The organism is Acidithiobacillus sp. HP-11, assembly GCF_015100075.1.
Taxonomy (GTDB): Bacteria; Pseudomonadota; Gammaproteobacteria; order Acidithiobacillales; family Acidithiobacillaceae; genus Acidithiobacillus; species Acidithiobacillus thiooxidans.
On the sequence record NZ_JACKYY010000027.1, the window covers coordinates 22,792 to 41,747 of the forward strand.

At 53.6% G+C, this 18,956-nt stretch carries 19 protein-coding genes and 1 other RNA gene; 7 read left to right on the forward strand and 13 right to left on the reverse strand.

Going from position 1 to position 18,956, the window contains the following annotated elements; translation table 11 throughout:
* Positions 1 to 45 precede the first annotated feature (45 nt).
* The 11 genes from miaA to ffs form a co-directional block, all read right to left on the reverse strand.
* Complete coding sequence (miaA, locus tag H7F08_RS09200; protein ID WP_035211331.1) at positions 46 to 960, reverse strand: tRNA (adenosine(37)-N6)-dimethylallyltransferase MiaA; 915 nt, start codon at positions 958 to 960, stop codon at positions 46 to 48.
* Positions 957 to 2,804, reverse strand: a complete 1,848-nt coding sequence (gene mutL / locus H7F08_RS09205) for a DNA mismatch repair endonuclease MutL (RefSeq protein ID WP_051690736.1) — start codon at positions 2,802 to 2,804, stop codon at positions 957 to 959. The genes miaA and mutL overlap by 4 nt, the downstream gene beginning before the upstream one ends.
* Positions 2,801 to 3,274 carry a tRNA (adenosine(37)-N6)-threonylcarbamoyltransferase complex ATPase subunit type 1 TsaE gene (tsaE, locus tag H7F08_RS09210; RefSeq protein ID WP_031574943.1) on the reverse strand — a complete coding sequence of 158 codons (474 nt, stop codon included), beginning with the start codon at positions 3,272 to 3,274 and terminating at the stop codon, positions 2,801 to 2,803. Before tsaE ends, mutL begins: the two co-directional genes overlap by 4 nt.
* A gap of 8 nt (positions 3,275 to 3,282) precedes the next feature.
* Positions 3,283 to 3,738, reverse strand: coding sequence for a CBS domain-containing protein (locus tag H7F08_RS09215; RefSeq protein WP_010640137.1), 456 nt, complete (start codon positions 3,736 to 3,738; stop codon positions 3,283 to 3,285).
* A complete protein-coding gene (gene bioA, locus H7F08_RS09220; protein ID WP_031574940.1) occupies positions 3,735 to 5,087 on the reverse strand; it encodes an adenosylmethionine--8-amino-7-oxononanoate transaminase in 1,353 nt (450 codons plus the stop codon). Before bioA ends, H7F08_RS09215 begins: the two co-directional genes overlap by 4 nt.
* Positions 5,080 to 5,925, reverse strand: coding sequence for an NAD(P)H-hydrate dehydratase (locus tag H7F08_RS09225; RefSeq protein WP_031574937.1), 846 nt, complete (start codon positions 5,923 to 5,925; stop codon positions 5,080 to 5,082). The genes bioA and H7F08_RS09225 overlap by 8 nt, the downstream gene beginning before the upstream one ends.
* Positions 5,926 to 5,927: 2 nt before the next feature.
* Positions 5,928 to 7,145, reverse strand: a complete 1,218-nt coding sequence (locus tag H7F08_RS09230) for an ammonium transporter (protein WP_010640142.1) — start codon at positions 7,143 to 7,145, stop codon at positions 5,928 to 5,930.
* Positions 7,146 to 7,179: 34 nt separating this feature from the next.
* On the reverse strand, positions 7,180 to 7,779 hold the full coding sequence (gene recR, locus H7F08_RS09235; RefSeq protein WP_031574935.1) for a recombination mediator RecR: 600 nt from the start codon (positions 7,777 to 7,779) through the stop codon (positions 7,180 to 7,182).
* 1 nt (position 7,780) lies between these two features.
* A complete protein-coding gene (locus tag H7F08_RS09240) occupies positions 7,781 to 8,107 on the reverse strand; it encodes a YbaB/EbfC family nucleoid-associated protein (RefSeq protein WP_010640145.1) in 327 nt (108 codons plus the stop codon).
* Positions 8,104 to 9,801, reverse strand: a complete 1,698-nt coding sequence (dnaX, locus tag H7F08_RS09245; RefSeq protein ID WP_010640147.1) for a DNA polymerase III subunit gamma/tau — start codon at positions 9,799 to 9,801, stop codon at positions 8,104 to 8,106. The genes H7F08_RS09240 and dnaX overlap by 4 nt, the downstream gene beginning before the upstream one ends.
* A 26-nt stretch (positions 9,802 to 9,827) precedes the next feature.
* Positions 9,828 to 9,924, reverse strand: an RNA gene (gene ffs / locus H7F08_RS09250) — signal recognition particle sRNA small type.
* Between the two features lie 760 nt (positions 9,925 to 10,684).
* Here ffs and H7F08_RS09255 point away from each other — a divergent pair.
* From H7F08_RS09255 to H7F08_RS09275, 5 genes are all read left to right on the forward strand, one after another.
* Positions 10,685 to 12,175, forward strand: coding sequence for a DHA2 family efflux MFS transporter permease subunit (locus H7F08_RS09255; protein ID WP_142088527.1), 1,491 nt, complete (start codon positions 10,685 to 10,687; stop codon positions 12,173 to 12,175).
* A gap of 53 nt (positions 12,176 to 12,228) precedes the next feature.
* Positions 12,229 to 13,662 carry an efflux transporter outer membrane subunit gene (locus H7F08_RS09260; RefSeq protein ID WP_193640393.1) on the forward strand — a complete coding sequence of 478 codons (1,434 nt, stop codon included), beginning with the start codon at positions 12,229 to 12,231 and terminating at the stop codon, positions 13,660 to 13,662.
* Positions 13,659 to 14,831 carry an HlyD family secretion protein gene (locus H7F08_RS09265; RefSeq protein ID WP_193640394.1) on the forward strand — a complete coding sequence of 391 codons (1,173 nt, stop codon included), beginning with the start codon at positions 13,659 to 13,661 and terminating at the stop codon, positions 14,829 to 14,831. Before H7F08_RS09260 ends, H7F08_RS09265 begins: the two co-directional genes overlap by 4 nt.
* Before the next feature lie 447 nt (positions 14,832 to 15,278).
* Complete coding sequence (locus H7F08_RS09270; protein ID WP_142088521.1) at positions 15,279 to 15,485, forward strand: hypothetical protein; 207 nt, start codon at positions 15,279 to 15,281, stop codon at positions 15,483 to 15,485.
* Between the two features lie 9 nt (positions 15,486 to 15,494).
* Complete coding sequence (locus tag H7F08_RS09275; RefSeq protein WP_405055098.1) at positions 15,495 to 16,304, forward strand: tyrosine-type recombinase/integrase; 810 nt, start codon at positions 15,495 to 15,497, stop codon at positions 16,302 to 16,304.
* An 8-nt stretch (positions 16,305 to 16,312) separates the two neighbouring features.
* On the opposite strand, the gene H7F08_RS15905 is transcribed toward H7F08_RS09275, so the two are convergent.
* On the reverse strand, positions 16,313 to 16,648 hold the full coding sequence (locus tag H7F08_RS15905; RefSeq protein WP_193640395.1) for an AlpA family phage regulatory protein: 336 nt from the start codon (positions 16,646 to 16,648) through the stop codon (positions 16,313 to 16,315).
* A 78-nt stretch (positions 16,649 to 16,726) separates the two neighbouring features.
* Here H7F08_RS15905 and H7F08_RS09285 point away from each other — a divergent pair, with 78 nt between their 5' ends.
* Together H7F08_RS09285 and H7F08_RS15495 are read left to right on the forward strand one after the other, a co-directional pair.
* Positions 16,727 to 17,011, forward strand: a complete 285-nt coding sequence (locus tag H7F08_RS09285) for a hypothetical protein (RefSeq protein ID WP_010640155.1) — start codon at positions 16,727 to 16,729, stop codon at positions 17,009 to 17,011.
* Between the two features lie 233 nt (positions 17,012 to 17,244).
* On the forward strand, positions 17,245 to 17,466 hold the full coding sequence (locus tag H7F08_RS15495; protein WP_010640157.1) for a hypothetical protein: 222 nt from the start codon (positions 17,245 to 17,247) through the stop codon (positions 17,464 to 17,466).
* 754 nt (positions 17,467 to 18,220) lie between these two features.
* Here H7F08_RS15495 and H7F08_RS09295 read toward each other — a convergent pair.
* Entirely contained in the window at positions 18,221 to 18,358 is a 138-nt protein-coding gene (locus H7F08_RS09295) for a hypothetical protein (protein ID WP_158627802.1), read from the reverse strand.
* Positions 18,359 to 18,956: the final 598 nt, after the last annotated feature.

Sequence of the window (18,956 nt, forward strand, 5' to 3'; positions counted from 1 at the left end):
AACCGGTAATTGTCGGCAGAGCCGATAGAGCAAAATGAAAGTGTATTACAGCATTTGCTGTCTGATCCAGTTCGGCAAGGACTTCCATGCTTGATCTTCTGCCGGATCCAGCACCAGATTCGCACGCTCTCTTTTAAACCAGGTGTCCTGGCGCTTGGCCAGCTGACGCGTTGCCGCCAGGGCTGCCGCATAAGCTTCTGCCGCTGTAAACTCGCCATTCAGGCGGGCAAAATATTGGCGGTAACCCACTGCCCGCATGGCTGGAAGATCAGGAGCGTAGTGACGTTTCTGTAAAGCCGCCACTTCTTCCAGGAAGCCCTCCTGGAGCATCATATCCAGTCGTTGCTGAATACGATCATGCAGCCAGGCGCGAGGCGGACGTAACAGGATTTTCAGTAGTGGTCCGGGGAAAGCGCCCTGCCACTGCCGCAATTGACTTAACGGTGCCCCGGTTTGCTGAATGATTTCCAGCGCACGCTGAATACGTTGCTGATCATATGGCTGAATGCCTGCCGCCGTTTGCGGATCAAGAGCAGCCAGCCGCTCATGTAATGCCGGCCAGCCCTCTTGCGCGGCTTCTTCCAGTAGTTTTCCCCGTATTTGCGGATCGGCAGGAGGCAGATCGTCAATACCACGTTCCAGCGCCCGGAAGTACAGGCCGGTGCCCCCCACCAGCAGGGGGATGCGTTCACGGGCGCGTGCCCGGGTGATGCAAGCCAGGGCATCTTCCCGAAAAAGTCCGGCGGAATAGGGTTGATCCGGTTCACGAATATCCACCAGAGCATGGGGATATTGCTGCCTTAGTGAGCAATCCGGCTTGGCGCTGCCAATATCAAAATGACGATAAACCAGCAGGGAATCGACGCTGATAATGTCTACCGGCAGCTGGTTGGCAATATGCATGGCCAGTGCTGTTTTGCCACTCGCCGTAGGCCCCATCAGGAACAGGGCGGGAATCATCGGCCACGCAAAAACAGGCGGTCAAGATCCGCCAGAGAAAATTGCACAACCGTAGGCCGACCGTGATTACACTGTCCAAACCGTGGCGTCGCTTCCAACTGACGCAGGAGACTGTTCATTTCATCAAGGTTCAGACGCCGACTGGTCTTGATGGCCGCCCGACAGGCCATTTCAGCCAATGCCGGATTACCCTCTACGTCGCCCTGCCCCCAGGGTTTTTCCATATCCAGAAGTTCCGCGACCAGTTGCGCAAAATTGCGCGCATCCAGGGAACGCAAAGCACCATGAATAGCCAATGTGCCCGGCCCGGCTACGCTGATATCCAGACCAGCAGCTCGCAATGCCTCCTGCTGCTCTTCAAAACAGGTCATTTGTGCGGCGGTAACATGCACGTATTCGGGAATAACAAATTGTTGTTTATCATCCAGTTGACAGTCTTTTTTCATTTTCTCGTAAAGGATGCGCTCATGCGCCGCATGTTGATCCACCAGAATCATGCCTTCCTGATTCTGCGCCACGATAAAGCGGGCATGAATTTGCGCTACGGCTTGCCCCAGCGGATATTCCGGCGCCAGGGATTGTTCCTGCGGAGAGTGATCGAGGTAACTTTCTACCGGACGCGACGTACCGGCTGCAACCATCTGCTCCCAATAAGCGGCTGTCCGGGCCTCTGCGACACCACTCAAGTCCTGCTGGAAGGAAGGTACATAAGCAGAAGATGGACCCGAAGGCGGACGGACAGCACCAGCAGCGGGGATATCCAAAGCAAGGCCGAGGGGGCGCATTGCCGGCTGTACCGGAACGGAAATTTGCGGTTTATCCCCACCCTGCTCGGCAATAATCCGGCGCAGGGTATGAAAAAGGAAATCATGTACCGCGCGACTATCCCGAAAACGGACTTCAGCCTTGGCTGGATGCACATTCACATCCACTTGCTCGGCAGGCATATCCAGATATAAAACAAACAGCGGGTGACGATCCTGAAACAATACATCCTGATAGGCAGCGCGCAAGGCATGGGTCAGCACCGGATCACGCACCGGACGACCATTGACGAAAAAGTATTGTTCGTCGCCCCGGGCACTATTATAGGTAGGCAAGCCCAGCCAGCCCCTCAGCGACATACCCTGATCACTTTGCTCGAGGTACAGCGCATTTGCCAAAAAACCTTCGCCCAGGATGCTTGCGACTCTGGCAGAACAGGCTTCAGCATCAGTGGCTGCCGGATACTGCACCAGGCTGCGACGATTTTGCAGCAGTTGAAAAGCCACCGGGAAATTGGCCAGAGCTATCTGTCGGAGCACCTTCTGAATGCGCGTCAATTCGGCGGCAGCCGAACGCAGAAATTTGCGGCGCGCCGGGACATTGTAAAACAGGTCGGCAACCTGCACCGTCGTTCCGGGGGCGCGGGCAGCAGGTTCCGAGGCCAGGACCTCACCACCATGCACCTGGAGCCGGGCACCCTGCCCCGCGTCGTGCGTTCTGCTCAGAATTTCGATCCGCGCCACCGAGGCAATAGCGGGCAGTGCTTCACCACGAAAGCCCATGGTCTGGATAGCCTGCAAATCTTCCCAGCTTGCCACCTTACTGGTGGCATGACGCTCCAGTGCCAGCGGCAGATCTTCGGGTAATATGCCGGTGCCATTGTCTTCCACACTCAGCAAATCCATACCACCACCCTGTAATTGAATGGTAATCCGGGTAGCCTGTGCATCCAGACTATTTTCCAGCAGTTCCTTAAGGATCGAGGCGGGCCTTTCCACCACCTCCCCCGCTGCAATCTGATTGGCGAGGGTGGCGTCCAGGCGGCGCACGCGTGGCGGGCTGGTCACTGACTTGTTCATGTAATACTCGCCAGATCAACCGGTAAAGCCTGCACCCAGGCTTCGGCGCGCACATGCTGCGCCGTTGCGGACAAATGATGCCGGGCATCAGCTTGAATATGCAAATGCAGTTTGAGATCAGCGCCCGGCAAATGCCCCTTGCCTCTTTCCGGCCATTCAATCAGCCATAGGGCAGGTGTCGCCAGATAATCACGTATACCGATAAATTCCAGCTCTTCGGGATCATTCAAACGATACAAATCCAGATGATGTGCCAGTCCGGATTTTGTTTCATAGGTTTCGAGCAAAGTATAGGTGGGACTTTTGATGGATTGGGTGACGCCCAGTGCCCGCAAAATACCCTGGGCAAGCGTTGTTTTACCGACTCCCAGGTCGCCTTCCAGATAAATGACTGCCGGTGCTCGCAATGTTTGCGCCAGGGCCGCCCCCCAGGACTGGCAAATATCGGCACTGGGAAAGTCCCAATCCATCCGCAAACTCAGGGTTTTAACAAATGCTGGAGAATATCGGAACGGGTGATAATACCCAACAGCTTTCCATCTGTATCCACAACAGGCAAGGCATGCACTTCCTTACGCAAGAGTTTTTCGGCGACCGCATCGGTGTTTTCGTCGGGTCCTGCGGTCACGACCTTGGTAGTGGCCAACTGGCCTGCAGTAACAGCCGTGACTTTACGTAACTCTTCTTCATATTCATGCATGCCACCCAACGGAATCAATCCATCGAGAATGGTCAACATAGTGGGCAAATGCACCTCGCGATTGGCATCAATCAGGTCGCGCTCACCGATCATGCCGATCAGATGCCCGGAGGCACTGACTACGGGAATACTGTGGTGCCCCGTCTGCAGCAAGATTTTGCCGACATTCTTGACCGAATCATCTTCCTGCACCGTGCTGGGCGCACGGGTCATGATTTCCTGGGCAGTTGTCATTGGGTTCTTCCTTCCGCCATGGCGTCAAATAATGTGTGGAGAATAGTGTCTATTTCCTGCTCTGTCACCGACAGAGGGGGCACAATGGTGAGCAGATCACCAAGGGGTCGGCTATACACACCCATTTCCCGGGCACGTTTGCAGACCATGTATTCGACACGTTCGCCATAAGGGTAAGCCGCTCCGGTAGCCGGGTCACGCAAGGGAATGGCCGCCATCAAGCCAAATTGCCGGGGCTCACCTGCCCAGGGTTGATGGTGAAATACTTCCAGACCTGCGCGCAGTTTTTCGATTTTATTGGGGATTTCGGACAACAAATAGCCTTCGGCAAAAATGCTCAGATTTTCCAGAGCCACCGCAGCGGCCAAAGGGTTGGCCGTAAAGGTATGTCCGTAATAAAACTGTTTGGCTTCGCCAAAGGGGGCCAGAAAAGCCTGATAGATTGCTTCTGAAGTCAGCGTTGCGGCAATGGGTAAATAACCGCCACTCAGTCCTTTGCCGAGCGCCAGCAAGTCAGGTTCGACCTGTTCTTTTTGGCAGGAGAACAATTGGCCGCTGCGACCAAAGCCAGTGGCCACTTCGTCAACAACAAGCAGGACCTCATGGGTATTACAGAGCTTTTGTGCGCCCGACAAGACCCCGGGTGGAAAAGGCAATATACCGGCTGCACCCTGCACGCCGCCTTCCAGAATCAAAGCGGCTATATGGTCTTTTTCTGCCAGTAAAACGACTTCCAGAGTATTCAGCCAGAGCTTGGCTGCCTGCGCGGCATCCCCCTGGCATTGTTCCCATTGCAGCACATAAGGGCTGGGCAACCTGCGCGTCGGGAACAGCAAATGACCATACACTTCGTGAAAAAGCGGAAATCCACCCACCGAAACAGCTCCCACCGTATCGCCGTGATAAGCGTTATCGAGGGTCAAAAAAAGATGCTTTTGCGGACGTCCTATGTTGGCCCAGTACTGCGCAGCCATTTTAATAGCCACTTCTACCGCCTCAGAACCATCTTCACTGAAAAAACAATGTTGCAGAGATTCTGGAGTGCACTCAACCAGCTTTTTGGCGAGACGGATAGCCGGTGGATTGCTGGCGCCCAGGGCTGTCGTATGCGCGACCTTTCCCAACTGCTCCAGAAGGGCAGCATCAAGGCGCGGATGGCGATGACCATGCACATTACACCAAAGGCTCGCGACCGCATCCAGACAACGCGCGCCATCCACATCATACAAATAATGGCCTTCCGCCCTCTCGATAATCCAGGGATCATCGTCACCATAACATTGCATCTGGGTGAAGGGATGCCAAAAATAACGGCGATCCCAGGCTTTCAGCATTTCGGTTTCAGACATGGATGGCATTCAACTCCTGTATGACAAAAGGTAGTTCTTCGAGAATATTGCTGGCCAACAGGCTTTCTTCTCCCAACCGTCGGGCCGCACGATCGCCGGCGAGGGCATGAATGGCAACCCCCAGAATCAAGGCATCATCGGCCGATAAACCCTGGGCCAGTAATCCTGCCAACACTCCAGTGAGCACATCGCCGCTGCCGCCAGTGGCCATTCCCGGATTTCCCCAAGGGCAATAACAGCGCGCTGTTTCACCCAACATAAGACTGTGCTGCCCCTTCAAAACCCAATGCCCGCCATAGCGGGATTGCAGCGCATGTATTACCCCTATCCGGTCCAGCTGAACGTCAGGAAGCGGCATTGCCAGCAGACGGGCCGCTTCCCCTGGATGCGGGGTAAACAGCCGAACAGCCTTAGCACTGAGCAATGGCGCACCAAAACGCGCAAGAATATTGAGGGCATCCGCATCCCAGACCTGGGGAATGGGCAAACTCCCGACCTCGGACAGCATATCATGCGCTGCCAGCCCCTGCCCCAGACCGGGTCCCACGGCGAGTACCGCATTGTCCGGTAAGGCAGAGAAACTTGGGGGCCAGTCCCACCAGGTCGCTTCCGGAAGCGCGGAAGTCAGATAAGGAACTGCGGAAGGATGACCCACGGCGGTCACCAACCCTGCCCCAATCCGGTAGGCAGCCGCAGCAGCCAAAGCCAGTGCTCCGCCCATTCCTGGCGCGCCGCCCAGTACAAAAACATGACCAAAACGACCTTTATGTGCATCAGGAGACCTTTTCGGTATTTTTGGCAGACGCTCCCAAGTCAATGCAACAAAGTCATCATCCACGTTCAGGCCCTCTCAATATCCTCCTCAGGATACGCGCTGACATGGTGAATACTCAAATCGGGACCGGCATATTCCGCCTCGGCATCCAGGCGAATCCCAATGAAGGCCTTGATGGTGCCGTACACCACTCCGCTACCCAGCAGCGCAATCAAAACCCCCAAACTGGTGCCCAGCAGTTGCGACCAGAAACTGACTCCCCCAGCACCGCCCAGCATTTTCAGGCCGAAAATTCCCACGGCCAGACCACCCCAGACACCGCAAACGCCATGCAAAGGCCAGACCCCGAGCACATCGTCCAGGCGCAGGCGATGTTGTACAAAGGTAAATAAATACACAAAAATAATCCCGGCTATGGCACCAATGGCCAGAGCCCCGATGGGCTGGACCACATCCGATCCGGCACAAATAGCCACCAGCCCTGCCAATGCTCCGTTATGCACAAAACCCGGATCGCCCTTGCCAACGGCCAGAGCGGCGAGCATGCCACCCACCAGGGCCATGAGAGAATTCAGGGCCACCAGACCCTGAACCTGAGCCAACTGCTGGGCGCTCATCACATTAAATCCAAACCAGCCGATGATCAGAATCCAGGAGCCCAAGGCCAGAAAAGGAATATTGGAAGGCGGCATGGCATGCACCGTACCATCCTTACCATAGCGCCCCCGGCGCGGTCCCAATAACCAGACGGCCATCAGGGCCATCCAGCCACCCATGGCATGGACCACTACCGAACCGGCGAAATCATGAAAAGGCGCACCAAATGTCTGCGTAAACCAGGCCTGAATGCCGTAATTGTTATCCCAGACGATGCCTTCATAAAAGGGATACACCAGGCCCACCAGAAAAGCCGTAGCCAGCAATTGCGGATAAAAACGGGCGCGCTCGGCAATGCCTCCGGAAATGATGGCGGGTACGGCTGCCGCAAAGGTCAGCAGAAAGAAAAAACGCACCATTTCAAAACCATGATCGCCGGCAGTCAGGGTTTGCACGTTTCCGAAAAAACTGATGCCGTAAGCAATATGATAACCGATAAAAAAATACACAATGGTCGAAATGCCAAAGTCACTGAGGATTTTGACCAAAGCATTGACCTGACTGCGCCGGCGCACGGTCCCCAGCTCCAGAAAGGCAAAGCCGGCATGCATGGCAAAAACCAGAATGGCGCCCATCAACAAAAAGAATACATTACCGCCCGGAGGCGTCACACCCGTAGCCAGCATACGACTTCTTCCTCTCTCTAATGTTTTGTTTTAACTATTCATCCAGCAGGCGGCGTCCATGCAGCGCCCGTCCGAGTGTGCCGCGATCTACATATTCCAGTTCACCGCCCACCGGAACGCCGTGGGCAATACGACTGATGGTAATGCCTGCAGGCACCAGATCTGCCAGAAACTGGGCAGTGGCTTCACCTTCCAGAGTGGGGTTGGTGGCAAATATCACCTCCTGCAGATCCGCTTCTGCCAAACGCTCACTGAGACGATCCAGATGCAGGGCTTCCGGACCGACTCCATCCAGAGGTGACAAATGGCCCATCAGCACAAAATAGTCGCCGCTGAACATGCCTGTATCTTCAATGGCGCGCAAATCTGCGGGTGATTCCACAATGCACAACAGCGAATGATCCCGGTGCAAACCCTTACAGACAGCGCACAAAGGGGCTTCGCTAAGATTATTGCAGCGTTCGCAAAAACGCACTGCAGCATGCGCGCGTTCCAGCGCGGTGGCCAATTGGGGAAGAAGATTGCGTTTACGCACCAGCAGATCGTAGCAGATGCGCTGCGCAGAACGCGGTCCAATACCGGGAAGGCGCCTTAACAGCGCCTCCAGAGCCTCCATACTCGGAACATCAGCCATATCAGAAAGGCAGGTTCATGCCTGGAATATTCATTCCACCCGTGACTTCCGACATCCGTTCAGCACTGACCTTTTCAGCATTGCGTACCGCATCGTTAATGGCCGCAGCTACCAAGTCTTCCAGCATTTCCTGATCATTATCCGCCAGCAACGAGGGATCAATTCGCACTTTGCGCACATCATGGCGACAGGTCATGGTGACCTCTACCAGATTACCGCCGGCATGTCCCTGGACTTCAATATGGGCCAGTTCTTCCTGGGTTTTTTGCAGGCGATCCTGGAGTTGCTGCGCCTGTTTCATGATATTTCCCAAACCACCTTTCATCATCGACTACCTCCCTGTTGATTCGTTAAAGTCATCAAGGTAATGGATTCTACCTGAGTACCCAGTATTTCCGTAAATTGTTTGATCAGAGGATCATTGGCCACCCTGACCTGTGCTTCTTCCTGTCGCGCGGAGGCCTGAGATTCTGCTTCAGCATTTACACTGCGTACGCCGCTTGCCTCGGTCAATTCACTGATGACGAGTTGCGGCGTCTGACCAAAGTGGTCACTGAGCGCTTTCAGAATTCGCGCTTTTTCCTTGATAATAAAGGGCAGGTAGCGAGGCTCTACGAGCAGATCCACCTTTTGCGCATCACACTGCAGGGCTTGACCGTGACGCAGCTGTTCCTGCAGCAGCGGTGAAAGTGATAATGTGGCAATCAGTTCCTGCCAGGAAAGACTCATATGGACCGCTTGCGGCGGTATGAATACATTTTCTCTGAGAATTTCAGGAGCGGGCTCGCGGACCACATCCGCAAATGTGCGTGATTCTGGAATCAGTTCTGGCAGGACGGGTTGAACAGTTTCAACGGTTGTGATCGCAGTCTCTGTAGAGGTTTGAGAGATTGAACTGGGCTTTTTCCCCGGTTCGGGCGACAGCGCCGATGGTGGAATATTCCCCGTAGAGAAACTGAGCACCCGCAAAAATGCCATTTCCAGTGCCATGCGTTGATCTGGATAGAGCTGAAAATCCCGGCGCGCTGACAGCAACAGGGCATACCAGGACTGTAAAACCAGTGGATTGATTTTGTTTCGTAACTGACTGATCAGTTCCGCATCATCACCCTCTGCAACGCCCGGCACAAACTGAGCAAGACTCAATCGATGCGTCCCCTCGATAATCAGGTCCAGTAGCCCGGCAGCATCCAGACCCCGCGCCAGGTGTTCGTTGACCAGCGCAAATACCCGTTCCGCATCTTGGGCAATCAGCGCTGCAATCATCAGCATAACGGTATCGTCGCCACTGCGTCCCAGCATGCCAAGCACACCCTCACGGCGCACTTCGCCACCACCATGGACAATAGCCTGATCCAGAAGGCTGAGGGCATCGCGTAAACTGCCATCGGCAGCTTTGGACAATATGTGCAGTGCGGCATCTTCTGCGGAAATTTTCTCTGCCAGCATGATCTGCTGCAGGCGCCCCTGAATCTGGCCGATTTCCAGCCTGCGTAAGTTGAACTGCAAACAGCGGGATAAAACGGTGACGGGAAGCTTCTGAGGATCAGTAGTTGCCAGCAAAAACTTGACATGTTCAGGCGGCTCTTCAAGGGTTTTCAGGAGTGCATTGAAACTATGAGTGGACAGCATGTGCACTTCATCGATGAGGTAGATTTTATAGCGCCCGGCCACCGGCGCATATTGGACGTTATCAAGCAGTTCACGGGTTTCATCCACGCGCGTGCGGCTGGCAGCATCCACTTCCAGCAAGTCGACAAAATTTCCGGCGCTGATACTCAGACAGGCGCTGCAGGTTCCGCAGGGTTGGCTGCTGATACCTTTTTCGCAGTTCAAACATTTGGCAAGCAGCCTTGCCAAAGTGGTTTTACCTACGCCTCGCGTTCCCGTAAACAAAAACGCATGGTGGATTCGGCCGGAGTCCAGGGCATGACGTAAGGCGGCTACAACGGCCTCCTGCCCAACAAAATCTTCAAAATGCTGGGGCCGCCAACGTCGGGCAAGGGCTAAATATCCCGTCATGGAAAAACACTAAATTGGGAGGCGACGCGAATCAGCCGCACCCCGGCACCTGGATCGCCGGCTGCCGCTGCTCCCTTCCGGGCCTGACGGGGTTCACCAGCTACCACTGCGAGGGGACCGATTGTTGTCGCCATAGAAAACCTGAAATTGTCCACGCAAGGACGAGAACAGACGAAAAGTGCAACACCACTATTGCACTCACAAGTTGCGAAGGTATCAGAACCCCGATCTGCGATCAATATTGACCCCGCAAATCGTCAGGGTTAAAACTGCTCTATCATCACGAAAGCAGCGCGGGTCAGTATAACGGAGGTGAAACCTTCTTAGGACATAGCGCCAGAACCCCAAGATGAACAGTAACAGAATCCACCAACTCCCTCCTGCCAGAGTGGAAATAGCCATGGCGTCCACATTCTTCCAGCAGGAAGAAAGAAGATATTCGGGTAAAAAACCCAAAAAATCATTCGTTAAAATATCAGCCCGATAACCCAGATATATAAAATTCCACCCAATAGCCAGAGACTGAGTGCCATGAAGTCAAATTCCGTACTGGACATGAAAAACCATTGGATATCTGGCAATAAAATCAAAATGGCAATAAAGTATGAGGTGATGATGTGCAAGAGCCAGCCATCATAAATACTATTTATTATTTATATTTTATTTTTTAATCATTAAGATAGTTTCCTATAATTAATATGGAATAAATCATCTTTATCTTCCTCAGATAATGAGCGACGTAGCAAGCATCAAGCTTTTTGCGTATGACCTGGTAACGCTCAAATTGGAGTTGTTTTGAGAATCCACTACGGTTGACATATATATGCATGACCCACATGATCGGGACGTTTGCTCAAATCAGCACGGAAATGGTTTCCTGTTCATGGCTTTTTCACAAAATGCTCCGGCAGTTTCCCCGCTCAGCACCGGCATGGTATTGCTGCTGAACCTGGTGATCGGACTCGGACATTTTCTGGTATTATTAAACACCGGTGCCTATCTGCCCATGATACCCCATGTTGCCGGGAGTCTGGGCGTCAACCCGGACTTTGCGATTTGGACCCAGTCAGATTTTTTTCTCGCCATGGCCCTGGCCTTTCCGATTTCTCCCTGGTTTTTGCAGCGCTGGGGGGAAATGCGGGTTTTGGCAGGGGCTTTTATCGTATTCGCCCTGGCTTCAGCCATCTGTGCCCAATCGAATGATTATGACATCTTTCTGATTGCCCGTATTGTTCAGGGGTTCTCGAGTGGATTGACCATTCCGGGATCTTTGCAGATTATCCTGCGCCACTATCAAGTGCATCGCCGTAACATCGGTCTGAGCTTGTGGGGGATCGCTGCGCTCACGCCCTTTACCCTGGGTCCATTTATCGGTGGATGGATCACCGACAGCATCGGTTGGCGCTGGCTGTTTTATGTAAACATTCCTATTGCCCTCAGCGTGGCTGCCTTTATTGCGATTCTACTGTTCGGTAGAGAGATGGAACACCATCATCCTCCCCTGGATTGGCCGGGGCTACTTTTTCTGCTGATTGCTCTGGCTACTCTGGAGTCAGCACTCGATAGGGGAGAAATCATCAGTTGGTGGCGCTCATCCCCAATTATTTTCCTTGGTATGATCAGTCTGCTTGCTCTGATGGTATTTGCGATTTGGGAATGGTATGGCAGGCATCCTTTGCTGGAGCTGCATCTTCTGAAACGTCGTAATTTCTTGATCGGTGGCATGGTTCTTTTTTTTACTATTCTGCTTTTTCAAGGCAGCATTGCCCTTTATGTTGTGGGATTTCAGTTGGTCATGGGCTACAGCGCCTGGCTGGTCGGCCTGTTGATATTACCCATGGCGATTTTTTCGAAAATCAGTTTTATCTTGACCCAGCGCCTGCTCAATCATCTGGATGCACGTATCCTGGCTATTTTCTCCTTATTGGGATTTGCGGCCGCCAGTTTTTGGGTTTCCTCCTACAATCATCCGGCCTCTTTCAGCGAATTACTGTGGCCACAAGCTTTTGTTGGAATATTTCTGGGCAGCCTGTTTCCATCCATTAATACCGTTGCCTTGTCCGGATTATCCGGCCCCGCCGAAATGCGTGGTACTGCTTTTTTGAATGTATTGCGGCTATGTGGGCAGGCTATGGGCATTCCCCTTATTGCCACACTTTTTGACCGGAGAACAATTCTGCATGCACATTTTCTTGCTGAGGGTAACAGCACCGTGATGGCTCATACGCCCACAATTTCGTCAAGCAATATCCACATCGCCCATTACATTACGCATCAGGCAGCCATGCTCGCCTTCAACGAAATATTTTATATAGCCGCATGGGGATTCCTGCTCGGCGCGGGTCTCATGCTGCTCAGTAAACGTGTGCCTTGAGTGACGCCGGATATATGGATGCGCCGCGCCATAGAAGAACTGGTGGATCTCTGATGAAAAAATCCATTCTTCTACTGCTGCCATTGTTGCTGCTTGCGGCCTGCGCGCGTCTGCCCCGGCATCTCCCCGGCGGGCATCTCGCCCATACCACTCAAATTCAACAGACCCTGGCCCGGGCCGATCATCACTATGGGATCACGGCGGGTCCATGGCCTGCACAGCAGTGGTGGAAAGCGGCGCAACTGCCTGCTCTTGACCATCTGATTCAGGTTGCCCTTCGCCAAAACCCATCGCTGCAGCTTGCCAGTACCCGTATTCTGGCCGCCAAAGCCATGACTGCAGAGCAGCAGGCCGCCCTCCTCCCGCAGTTTTCGGCGGGAGCCGCCCTTACTCAGGAGTATTTTTCACAGAATGGTTTGCACCTTCAGGCCAATGGCAAAAGCTTCACCTATACCGCAATCAACCCGCTGGAACTCCGTTATCATCTGGACTTGTGGGGACGCGACAGCGATCAGATTCGTGCGGCTTTGGGGCAAGTACGCGTTCATCAGGCGGATTATGCCGAGGCAAAATTACAGTTGGAGAAACAACTGGCTTGGCATTATTTTCTGCTGGCGGGTGAAACACGGCAACTGCATCTGGCGGAGCGTCTGGAAAACCTGCAAAAATCCTTGTTGCAACTGGAAAAACAACGTTGGCAGGATGGTCTGAACAATGCCCGGCCGGTGTATGCGCAGACAGAAACTTATGGCAGTGCGCGGCAGTCAGTCGCCCAACTGCGGGCAGCCATTGCGCAACAGCGCTATGTACTGGCCGCCTTGGCCGGGCATGGACCCGATTGGGGACGGAATATTGGCGTGGAACCGTTACCGGATTTCTCCACCATAAATATCCCCCGTCAATTACCTCTGCGTCTGATCAGCCACCGTCCTGATATGGTCGCTGCACGCTGGGAAATCGAAGTCGCTGCGCAACAGGTCGGGGCTGCCCGCGCGGCTTTTTATCCCGATGTCAATATTGCCCTGTTTGCCGGTTGGAACAGTATTGATCTGGGTGATTTATTCAGTCCCGGAAATCTGGCCCATGCCATTGGTCCGGTGGTATCCCTGCCCATTTTTGAAGGCGGAAAGCTCCGTGCCCGTCTCAAAGCGCAAAATGCCTTGTATCTGGCCGCACAAGATCATTATCGCCATACCATTCTCAGCGCGGTGCGTGAAATTGCCGGGCATTTGGCCAGCTGGCAAAAATATCGTCAGCAACTACAGGAACAGACACGGATGACCAAGGCCGCCAGACAGGATAGCGCACTGGCTACAGCCGCTTTTCATTCGGGTACCACCAATATGATAAGCGTTTATCGCAGCCGGATTCGGGAAATCAATCTGCAAAACCAGCAGATCACCTTGCAAATACATAACGCACAATCCTGGGTGCTGCTCAATGTTGCCCTGGGGGGCGGATATACGGTGGAGAAAAAACCAGCATGAGTACAACAGCATCCTCCTCAGCCCCTGACTACAGCTCGCGGGAAAAACAGCGGCGCAGACTGTTGCTGCTGGTTGCCGTTATTGTGCTTATTGCTGCTGGATTGGGAATCCTCTGGTGGTTTTTGCGGGGCCAGTACTGGATTGAAACCAATGATGCTTACGTCACCGGCAACATCACCCCGGTGGATAGTTTGTCGGCAGGCACCATCAAGCAGGTGCGGGTGGAGAATACGGAATATGTTCATGCCGGCCAGATTCTGGCAGCCCTCCAGGGTTCGCAGACCCGACTGGCCATGGAACAGGCCGGGGCCCATCTGGCGGCAACAGTCAGACAGGTCCGCCAGGATTTCGCCCGGGTCCAGGCGTTGCAACAAAGCGTTCAGGCCCAAATGGCTGAACTGCAAAAACTGAAAATGGATTTGAGCCGCTACCAACAGTCGCTGCCCAGCGGGGCGGTTTCCAGGATTCGCATTGAAAATACGCAAAATGAAATCACTTCCGCAGCAGCACAAGTCGCAGAGGCCCAAGCCAAGTTGCGAGGGGCACGAGCCATTGTCGCGGGCACCACGGTATCTGATAATCCGCTGGTTCAGCAGGCCGCCACGGCTTTTGAAAAAGCCGACATCAACTGGCAACGGCGGCTCATCCGTGCCCCCATATCGGGTTATATCGCGCAACGCTCTGCCTACCCCGGTTTAAAAGTGGCTGCAGGCCAGCACCTGTTTTCGGTGGTGCCGCTCAATGACTTATGGGTGGTGGCCAATATCAAGGAAACGGCCATGCGCCATGTCCGCCCCGGACAGGCCGTTCAGTTGACCAGCTATTACTACGGCCATCAGGTGCGCTATCACGGCACCGTTCTGGGTTTGCTTCCCGGTGCCGGCAGTGCATTCAGCATTCTGCCCCCCGAGAATGCCACCGGAAATTACATTCATATTGTGGAACGCGTGCCGGTACGTATTGCCATACCTGCCAGGGAACTCGCCAAACACCCCTTGCGTCCGGGGCTTTCCATGATTGCACAACTGCACTGGAAACCCGGGCAAAAACATTCGGTACTCCAGCCCCTGACCACCACCCCGACCCAAGGTTATGCAACCACGGTATACCGCACTGAACTGCTGCAGGCTCAACAGCGGGCGGAGGTCATCATTCGCCAAAACCTGTGAGCACGGCAACTGGAAATCTGATCAAAATTAAAGGAACGCCCATCAACGAGCCCTTAGTTTACATACAACTGTTTTCACACTTATTCCCAGTCGACTTTGAATTCCGACGGTTTTAGAAGGTCAATATTAATGCGGATTGAGGGTTCCGATACCTTCGCAGCTGGCGTGCGCAAATTATGAGGCGCTTGACGAAATCAAGACCAGGATTTCACATAAAAATGCAGGCAGCATCAAACAGCTATGCCAGTTGTTTGGCGGAGAGGGTGAAGTCCAACCCCATGTCTACCAGTGTTCAAGATTGCCCATATTAATATTTGTATTCATCATGTTATCGAAATACCTATCCACTAAAGTCCGACGAAATTCGCTGTAAGCCATGTCGTCGGACAAGATAAAAGGCAAGACAGACACGTTTGGCGAAGTGTCACTTTATCAAAGGATAACACAATGGCGACGACCATTCGTAAGCTAAAAGATGTTCGCGTTCTGGCGGAGGGTATGCGCAAGACCCAAGCCGACGGCCATAATCCCGGCGAATTACTGAGTGTTAATGCCTCCATGGAGACGGTCTCCATGACCTTCGAGCAATGCGCCCAAGATTTGCTCGAGGCCAAGCGGTCCGGTTGGAAAAATGCCAAACACGCGCAACAATGAATTAACACCCTGCGTGACTATGCCTTCCCGGTTATCGGGGCCAAATCCCCAGCAGAGGTGACGCTGGCGGATGTGAAATCAATCCTACTGCCTATCTGGACGACCAAAACAGAAACGGCAAGCAAAGTGCGTCAGCGGATTGAGGCGGTTTTGGATTATGCCGCTGTACATGACTGGTGTGATGGCACCCGAAATCCGGCACGATGGAAAGGCATATTGAACAAGATGTTACCAGAACCTGACAAGGTGAGTAAGCGCCAGCATCACGCAGCTTCAGCTTACACCGATATTTCCCGTATCATGGGAGCATTGCGGGATAAATCGCATATCTCTGCCTATTGTTTGCAGTTTACCATTCTGACGGCCGCCCGTTCTGGGGAGTCCCGTGGTGCCACCCGGGAAGAGTTCGATCTAGACACAATAATCTGGACGATACCCGGCATGCGCATGAAGGCCGCAAAACCGCACCGGGTGCCCCTGTCGGATGCCGCCATGGCTTTTTTGAACCAGATGCAGGCCTGGAGAATGGACAACAATCCCGGGATCTTCCCCGGCGCCCGTGGCGGATCGCTGTCAGATGTGGCCGTGAACAAGGTGCTTCACAGCGTGATCACCGATGTGACCGTACATGGATTTCGCAGCTCTTTTCGAGACTGGGGCGCTGAGCAAACCCATTTCCCGGCCGCAGTATTGGACCAAGCGCTTGCCCACACCAACCCGAACAAGATTGAGGCAGCGTACCAACGTTCGGACCTATTCGACTTGCGCCGGAAGCTGATTCAGATGTGGGCAGAGTTTGCAACTGCGGCCGGTTCTTAGAGCTACCCCTAAGTGAGAACTTGATCAATTCTACCCTTTTCCTCTGGCGCGCATTGCTGGTCACTCGCCTCTTTGACTTTCAAGATATCCTCAATCCATTGTTGGACTTCGGCTGATGACCAAACGCTGGCACGTCCGATTTTTCGTGGAGCGGGGAATGGCCCTTTCCCAATGAGCCCGTAAAGGGACGAGCGTCGCAGCGCGACCATGGACATGACTTCGGTAAGTCGCATCAATCGTGGGTTGTTATGATCGTTTGTGTTCACTGTATTCCCTCTTCTTGCTCTGTCAGGATGCAAGTTTGTTGAAATCCAGGAACACTGACACGGCGCAACTTTATGCATATTTTCCGTTTCACATACGCGGATCAGTGATAAGTGCAACTGAATACGATGAAGGTGCCAATAGGAGGGGCGACAATAATGCGAAATATGCGCAGAAAACTCGCTGACTACTGTCGCGCCTGGCGGGAGTTTTTGAAAGATACCTTTCGTGGATATGAGCACTGGCCTGACGGCGAAGCGCGCTACAAAAAGCGGTGGGAGCGTCTGGATGCGGTGTTAGCGGATTTTCAGCGCGCGCCGACTAATTTTGATTCACGGTTCGAAGTGGGGACCCATGAAGCGGCAGGATTTGCAGTTTTTATATCCGTTCCAGACATCGTAACCTCCTGTTCAAGGATTTCTCTATCAGACAATAGTCCGTAGAAATTTGCTCATTCGAGATTATAGCCAACATCTAAGGCTTTCATCTGGCTATGATTCTCGTAGATCCAGGCTGTAAAAACCAAAAATGATGCGAACTGGTAGGCCATAAGGCGTCAACTGTACAGTCTTCCATAGTTTTCCATCCGCAAAATTGATCGTACCTGTCAGGCTTATGGATTGCGTTTGCGGTTCAAGAACCGCATCCCCGAAGTATCCGAACAGGCGTAACTCCCATGAGTCAAGCATTAGTCATTCTGCATGCAAGCCCTGATGAGGAAAATCCTCGCGCCGATACGGCCGTTCGTCCCACCGGTGCCATGTTGGCAGATAACAAAGACGTTCGCTTGTTTCTTGCCGGAAGAGATAATCCCCTTAACGACAGGAAGAATTATTATTCCTCACTCTTGACCGCCACAAAGCGCATATCAGGCTGCTGTAGCGTTTCTCTGATATAGAAAACCCCGCCCTTAGTCGGTGTCTGGTCTGGAATATTTGTTGATAACTTCCTCATGACGCCCCATATTCATGGATGGTAAAAACACGGGAGAATAAGCTATGCCTATTTCAACCAGAAAAATCGCTGCAGTTACCTTGGGTATTTTGGCGCTCTCAGGCTGTGCTTATGGCCCCTACGGCCGATATGGATATCCAGGGTATAACCAGCCACCTCCACCCGGTCGGTACAACAACGGCTACGGTCATCCGCCACCACCGCCGTCGCCTCCTCCTCCCGGCCAGGGACCTGGTCAGTACAACTATGGCTACGGCAGGTAATCCACCGCCATCCCTTCCATAAGCAACAGTCCGGGAACAAGTTCGGCTTCATCCAGTAAACCAGTAAGAGAGGATTTGCTATGCCGCGTAAACCCATTGTACTCAGTATCGCCATAGGCCTTGCCGGATTAGGGGTTTTATCCCTCTCTACGCCGGCGTCCGCTGCGCCGTTTGATATCAGTGTCATACTGGGCGATCTCGGGATCAATCTCGGTAACACGGGCTGGCCCCAGCAATACGGCTACTTTGAGCCGCCCTCAGCGTATACCGGCTATTACAGTCAGCCACTCTATGCGCAGTACATGATGTGGTACTACTACCCGCAGACATACTACCAGTATTATCCGGCACCGCCCCCGCCCCTGCCGGCAGGAGCACCGCCTCCACCGCCTCCACCGGCAGGAGCGCCACCGCCGCCGCCACCTGGCACTTATTTTAATTATCTGGGTGTGCAACCACCGCCACCGGCTCCGCCTGGCGCACCACAACCGCCTCCGCCTGGGCCTCCTCCCGGTGGACAGGGCTTTGGGCTTCCGGGGAGACCACAACCCGGTGGGCCGGAGTTCGGTCCACAACCAGGTCCACCACCCGGAAGACCAGGTCCTGGCCATGGAGGGCCTTGGTTCCAGCCAGAACCAGCAGGAGGACCCCCGCAAGGGCCTCAATCTGGCCCGAGAGGAGGGCCGCCACAAGGGGGGCCTGGAGGACCTGGACCTCAACAGCCACCCCACCAAGGACCTATGGGTGGACCGCCTTCACCGGGTGGGCCAGGCGGACCGCCCCCTGGAGGGCCTGGCGCATCTTAACAGCCAAAACAAAACGAGCCGCTTGTCATGGGGCTCGTTGTTTGGAACCGTTATTAATGTCCTCTATTAACAAGACAACAGATCCACTAGGCATGGTGAATCTTTCTTAATAATCTTGCTGTTAGATTTACTAATTGTAAGTTTTTGGTCTTTTTGTCATCCACACGACATATAACACCGGGGCCAACCATAAGGTCATCACTGTTCCTAGTGTAGTGTTGCATTCTGTTTGCTGCTTAAGTGGCTGTTGGCGCGAATGACCTTTTGCAGGATGTCGCGGGCGGTTTTGGTCAAGATGAAGGATTTGGGATGGGTGTTGTGGTGGTCGATGTACCCCTCAATGGCCTGGATGAGTTCAGGCACAC

Excerpts from the sequence above, each read along its gene's own strand:
- miaA (WP_035211331.1), bottom strand. The coding sequence starts at position 960 with ATGATTCCCGCCCTGTTCCTGATGGGGCCTACGGCGAGTGGCAAAACA.
- mutL (WP_051690736.1), bottom strand. The coding sequence starts at position 2,804 with ATGAACAAGTCAGTGACCAGCCCGCCACGCGTGCGCCGCCTGGACGCC.
- tsaE (WP_031574943.1), bottom strand. The coding sequence starts at position 3,274 with ATGGATTGGGACTTTCCCAGTGCCGATATTTGCCAGTCCTGGGGGGCG.
- H7F08_RS09215 (WP_010640137.1), bottom strand. The coding sequence starts at position 3,738 with ATGACAACTGCCCAGGAAATCATGACCCGTGCGCCCAGCACGGTGCAG.
- bioA (WP_031574940.1), bottom strand. The coding sequence starts at position 5,087 with ATGTCTGAAACCGAAATGCTGAAAGCCTGGGATCGCCGTTATTTTTGG.
- H7F08_RS09230 (WP_010640142.1), bottom strand. The coding sequence starts at position 7,145 with ATGCTGGCTACGGGTGTGACGCCTCCGGGCGGTAATGTATTCTTTTTG.
- recR (WP_031574935.1), bottom strand. The coding sequence starts at position 7,779 with ATGGCTGATGTTCCGAGTATGGAGGCTCTGGAGGCGCTGTTAAGGCGC.
- H7F08_RS09240 (WP_010640145.1), bottom strand. The coding sequence starts at position 8,107 with ATGATGAAAGGTGGTTTGGGAAATATCATGAAACAGGCGCAGCAACTC.
- dnaX (WP_010640147.1), bottom strand. The coding sequence starts at position 9,801 with ATGACGGGATATTTAGCCCTTGCCCGACGTTGGCGGCCCCAGCATTTT.
- H7F08_RS09255 (WP_142088527.1), top strand. The coding sequence starts at position 10,685 with ATGGCTTTTTCACAAAATGCTCCGGCAGTTTCCCCGCTCAGCACCGGC.
- H7F08_RS09260 (WP_193640393.1), top strand. The coding sequence starts at position 12,229 with ATGAAAAAATCCATTCTTCTACTGCTGCCATTGTTGCTGCTTGCGGCC.
- H7F08_RS09265 (WP_193640394.1), top strand. The coding sequence starts at position 13,659 with ATGAGTACAACAGCATCCTCCTCAGCCCCTGACTACAGCTCGCGGGAA.
- H7F08_RS09270 (WP_142088521.1), top strand. The coding sequence starts at position 15,279 with ATGGCGACGACCATTCGTAAGCTAAAAGATGTTCGCGTTCTGGCGGAG.
- H7F08_RS15905 (WP_193640395.1), bottom strand. The coding sequence starts at position 16,648 with ATGCATAAAGTTGCGCCGTGTCAGTGTTCCTGGATTTCAACAAACTTG.
- H7F08_RS09285 (WP_010640155.1), top strand. The coding sequence starts at position 16,727 with ATGCGAAATATGCGCAGAAAACTCGCTGACTACTGTCGCGCCTGGCGG.
- H7F08_RS15495 (WP_010640157.1), top strand. The coding sequence starts at position 17,245 with ATGAGTCAAGCATTAGTCATTCTGCATGCAAGCCCTGATGAGGAAAAT.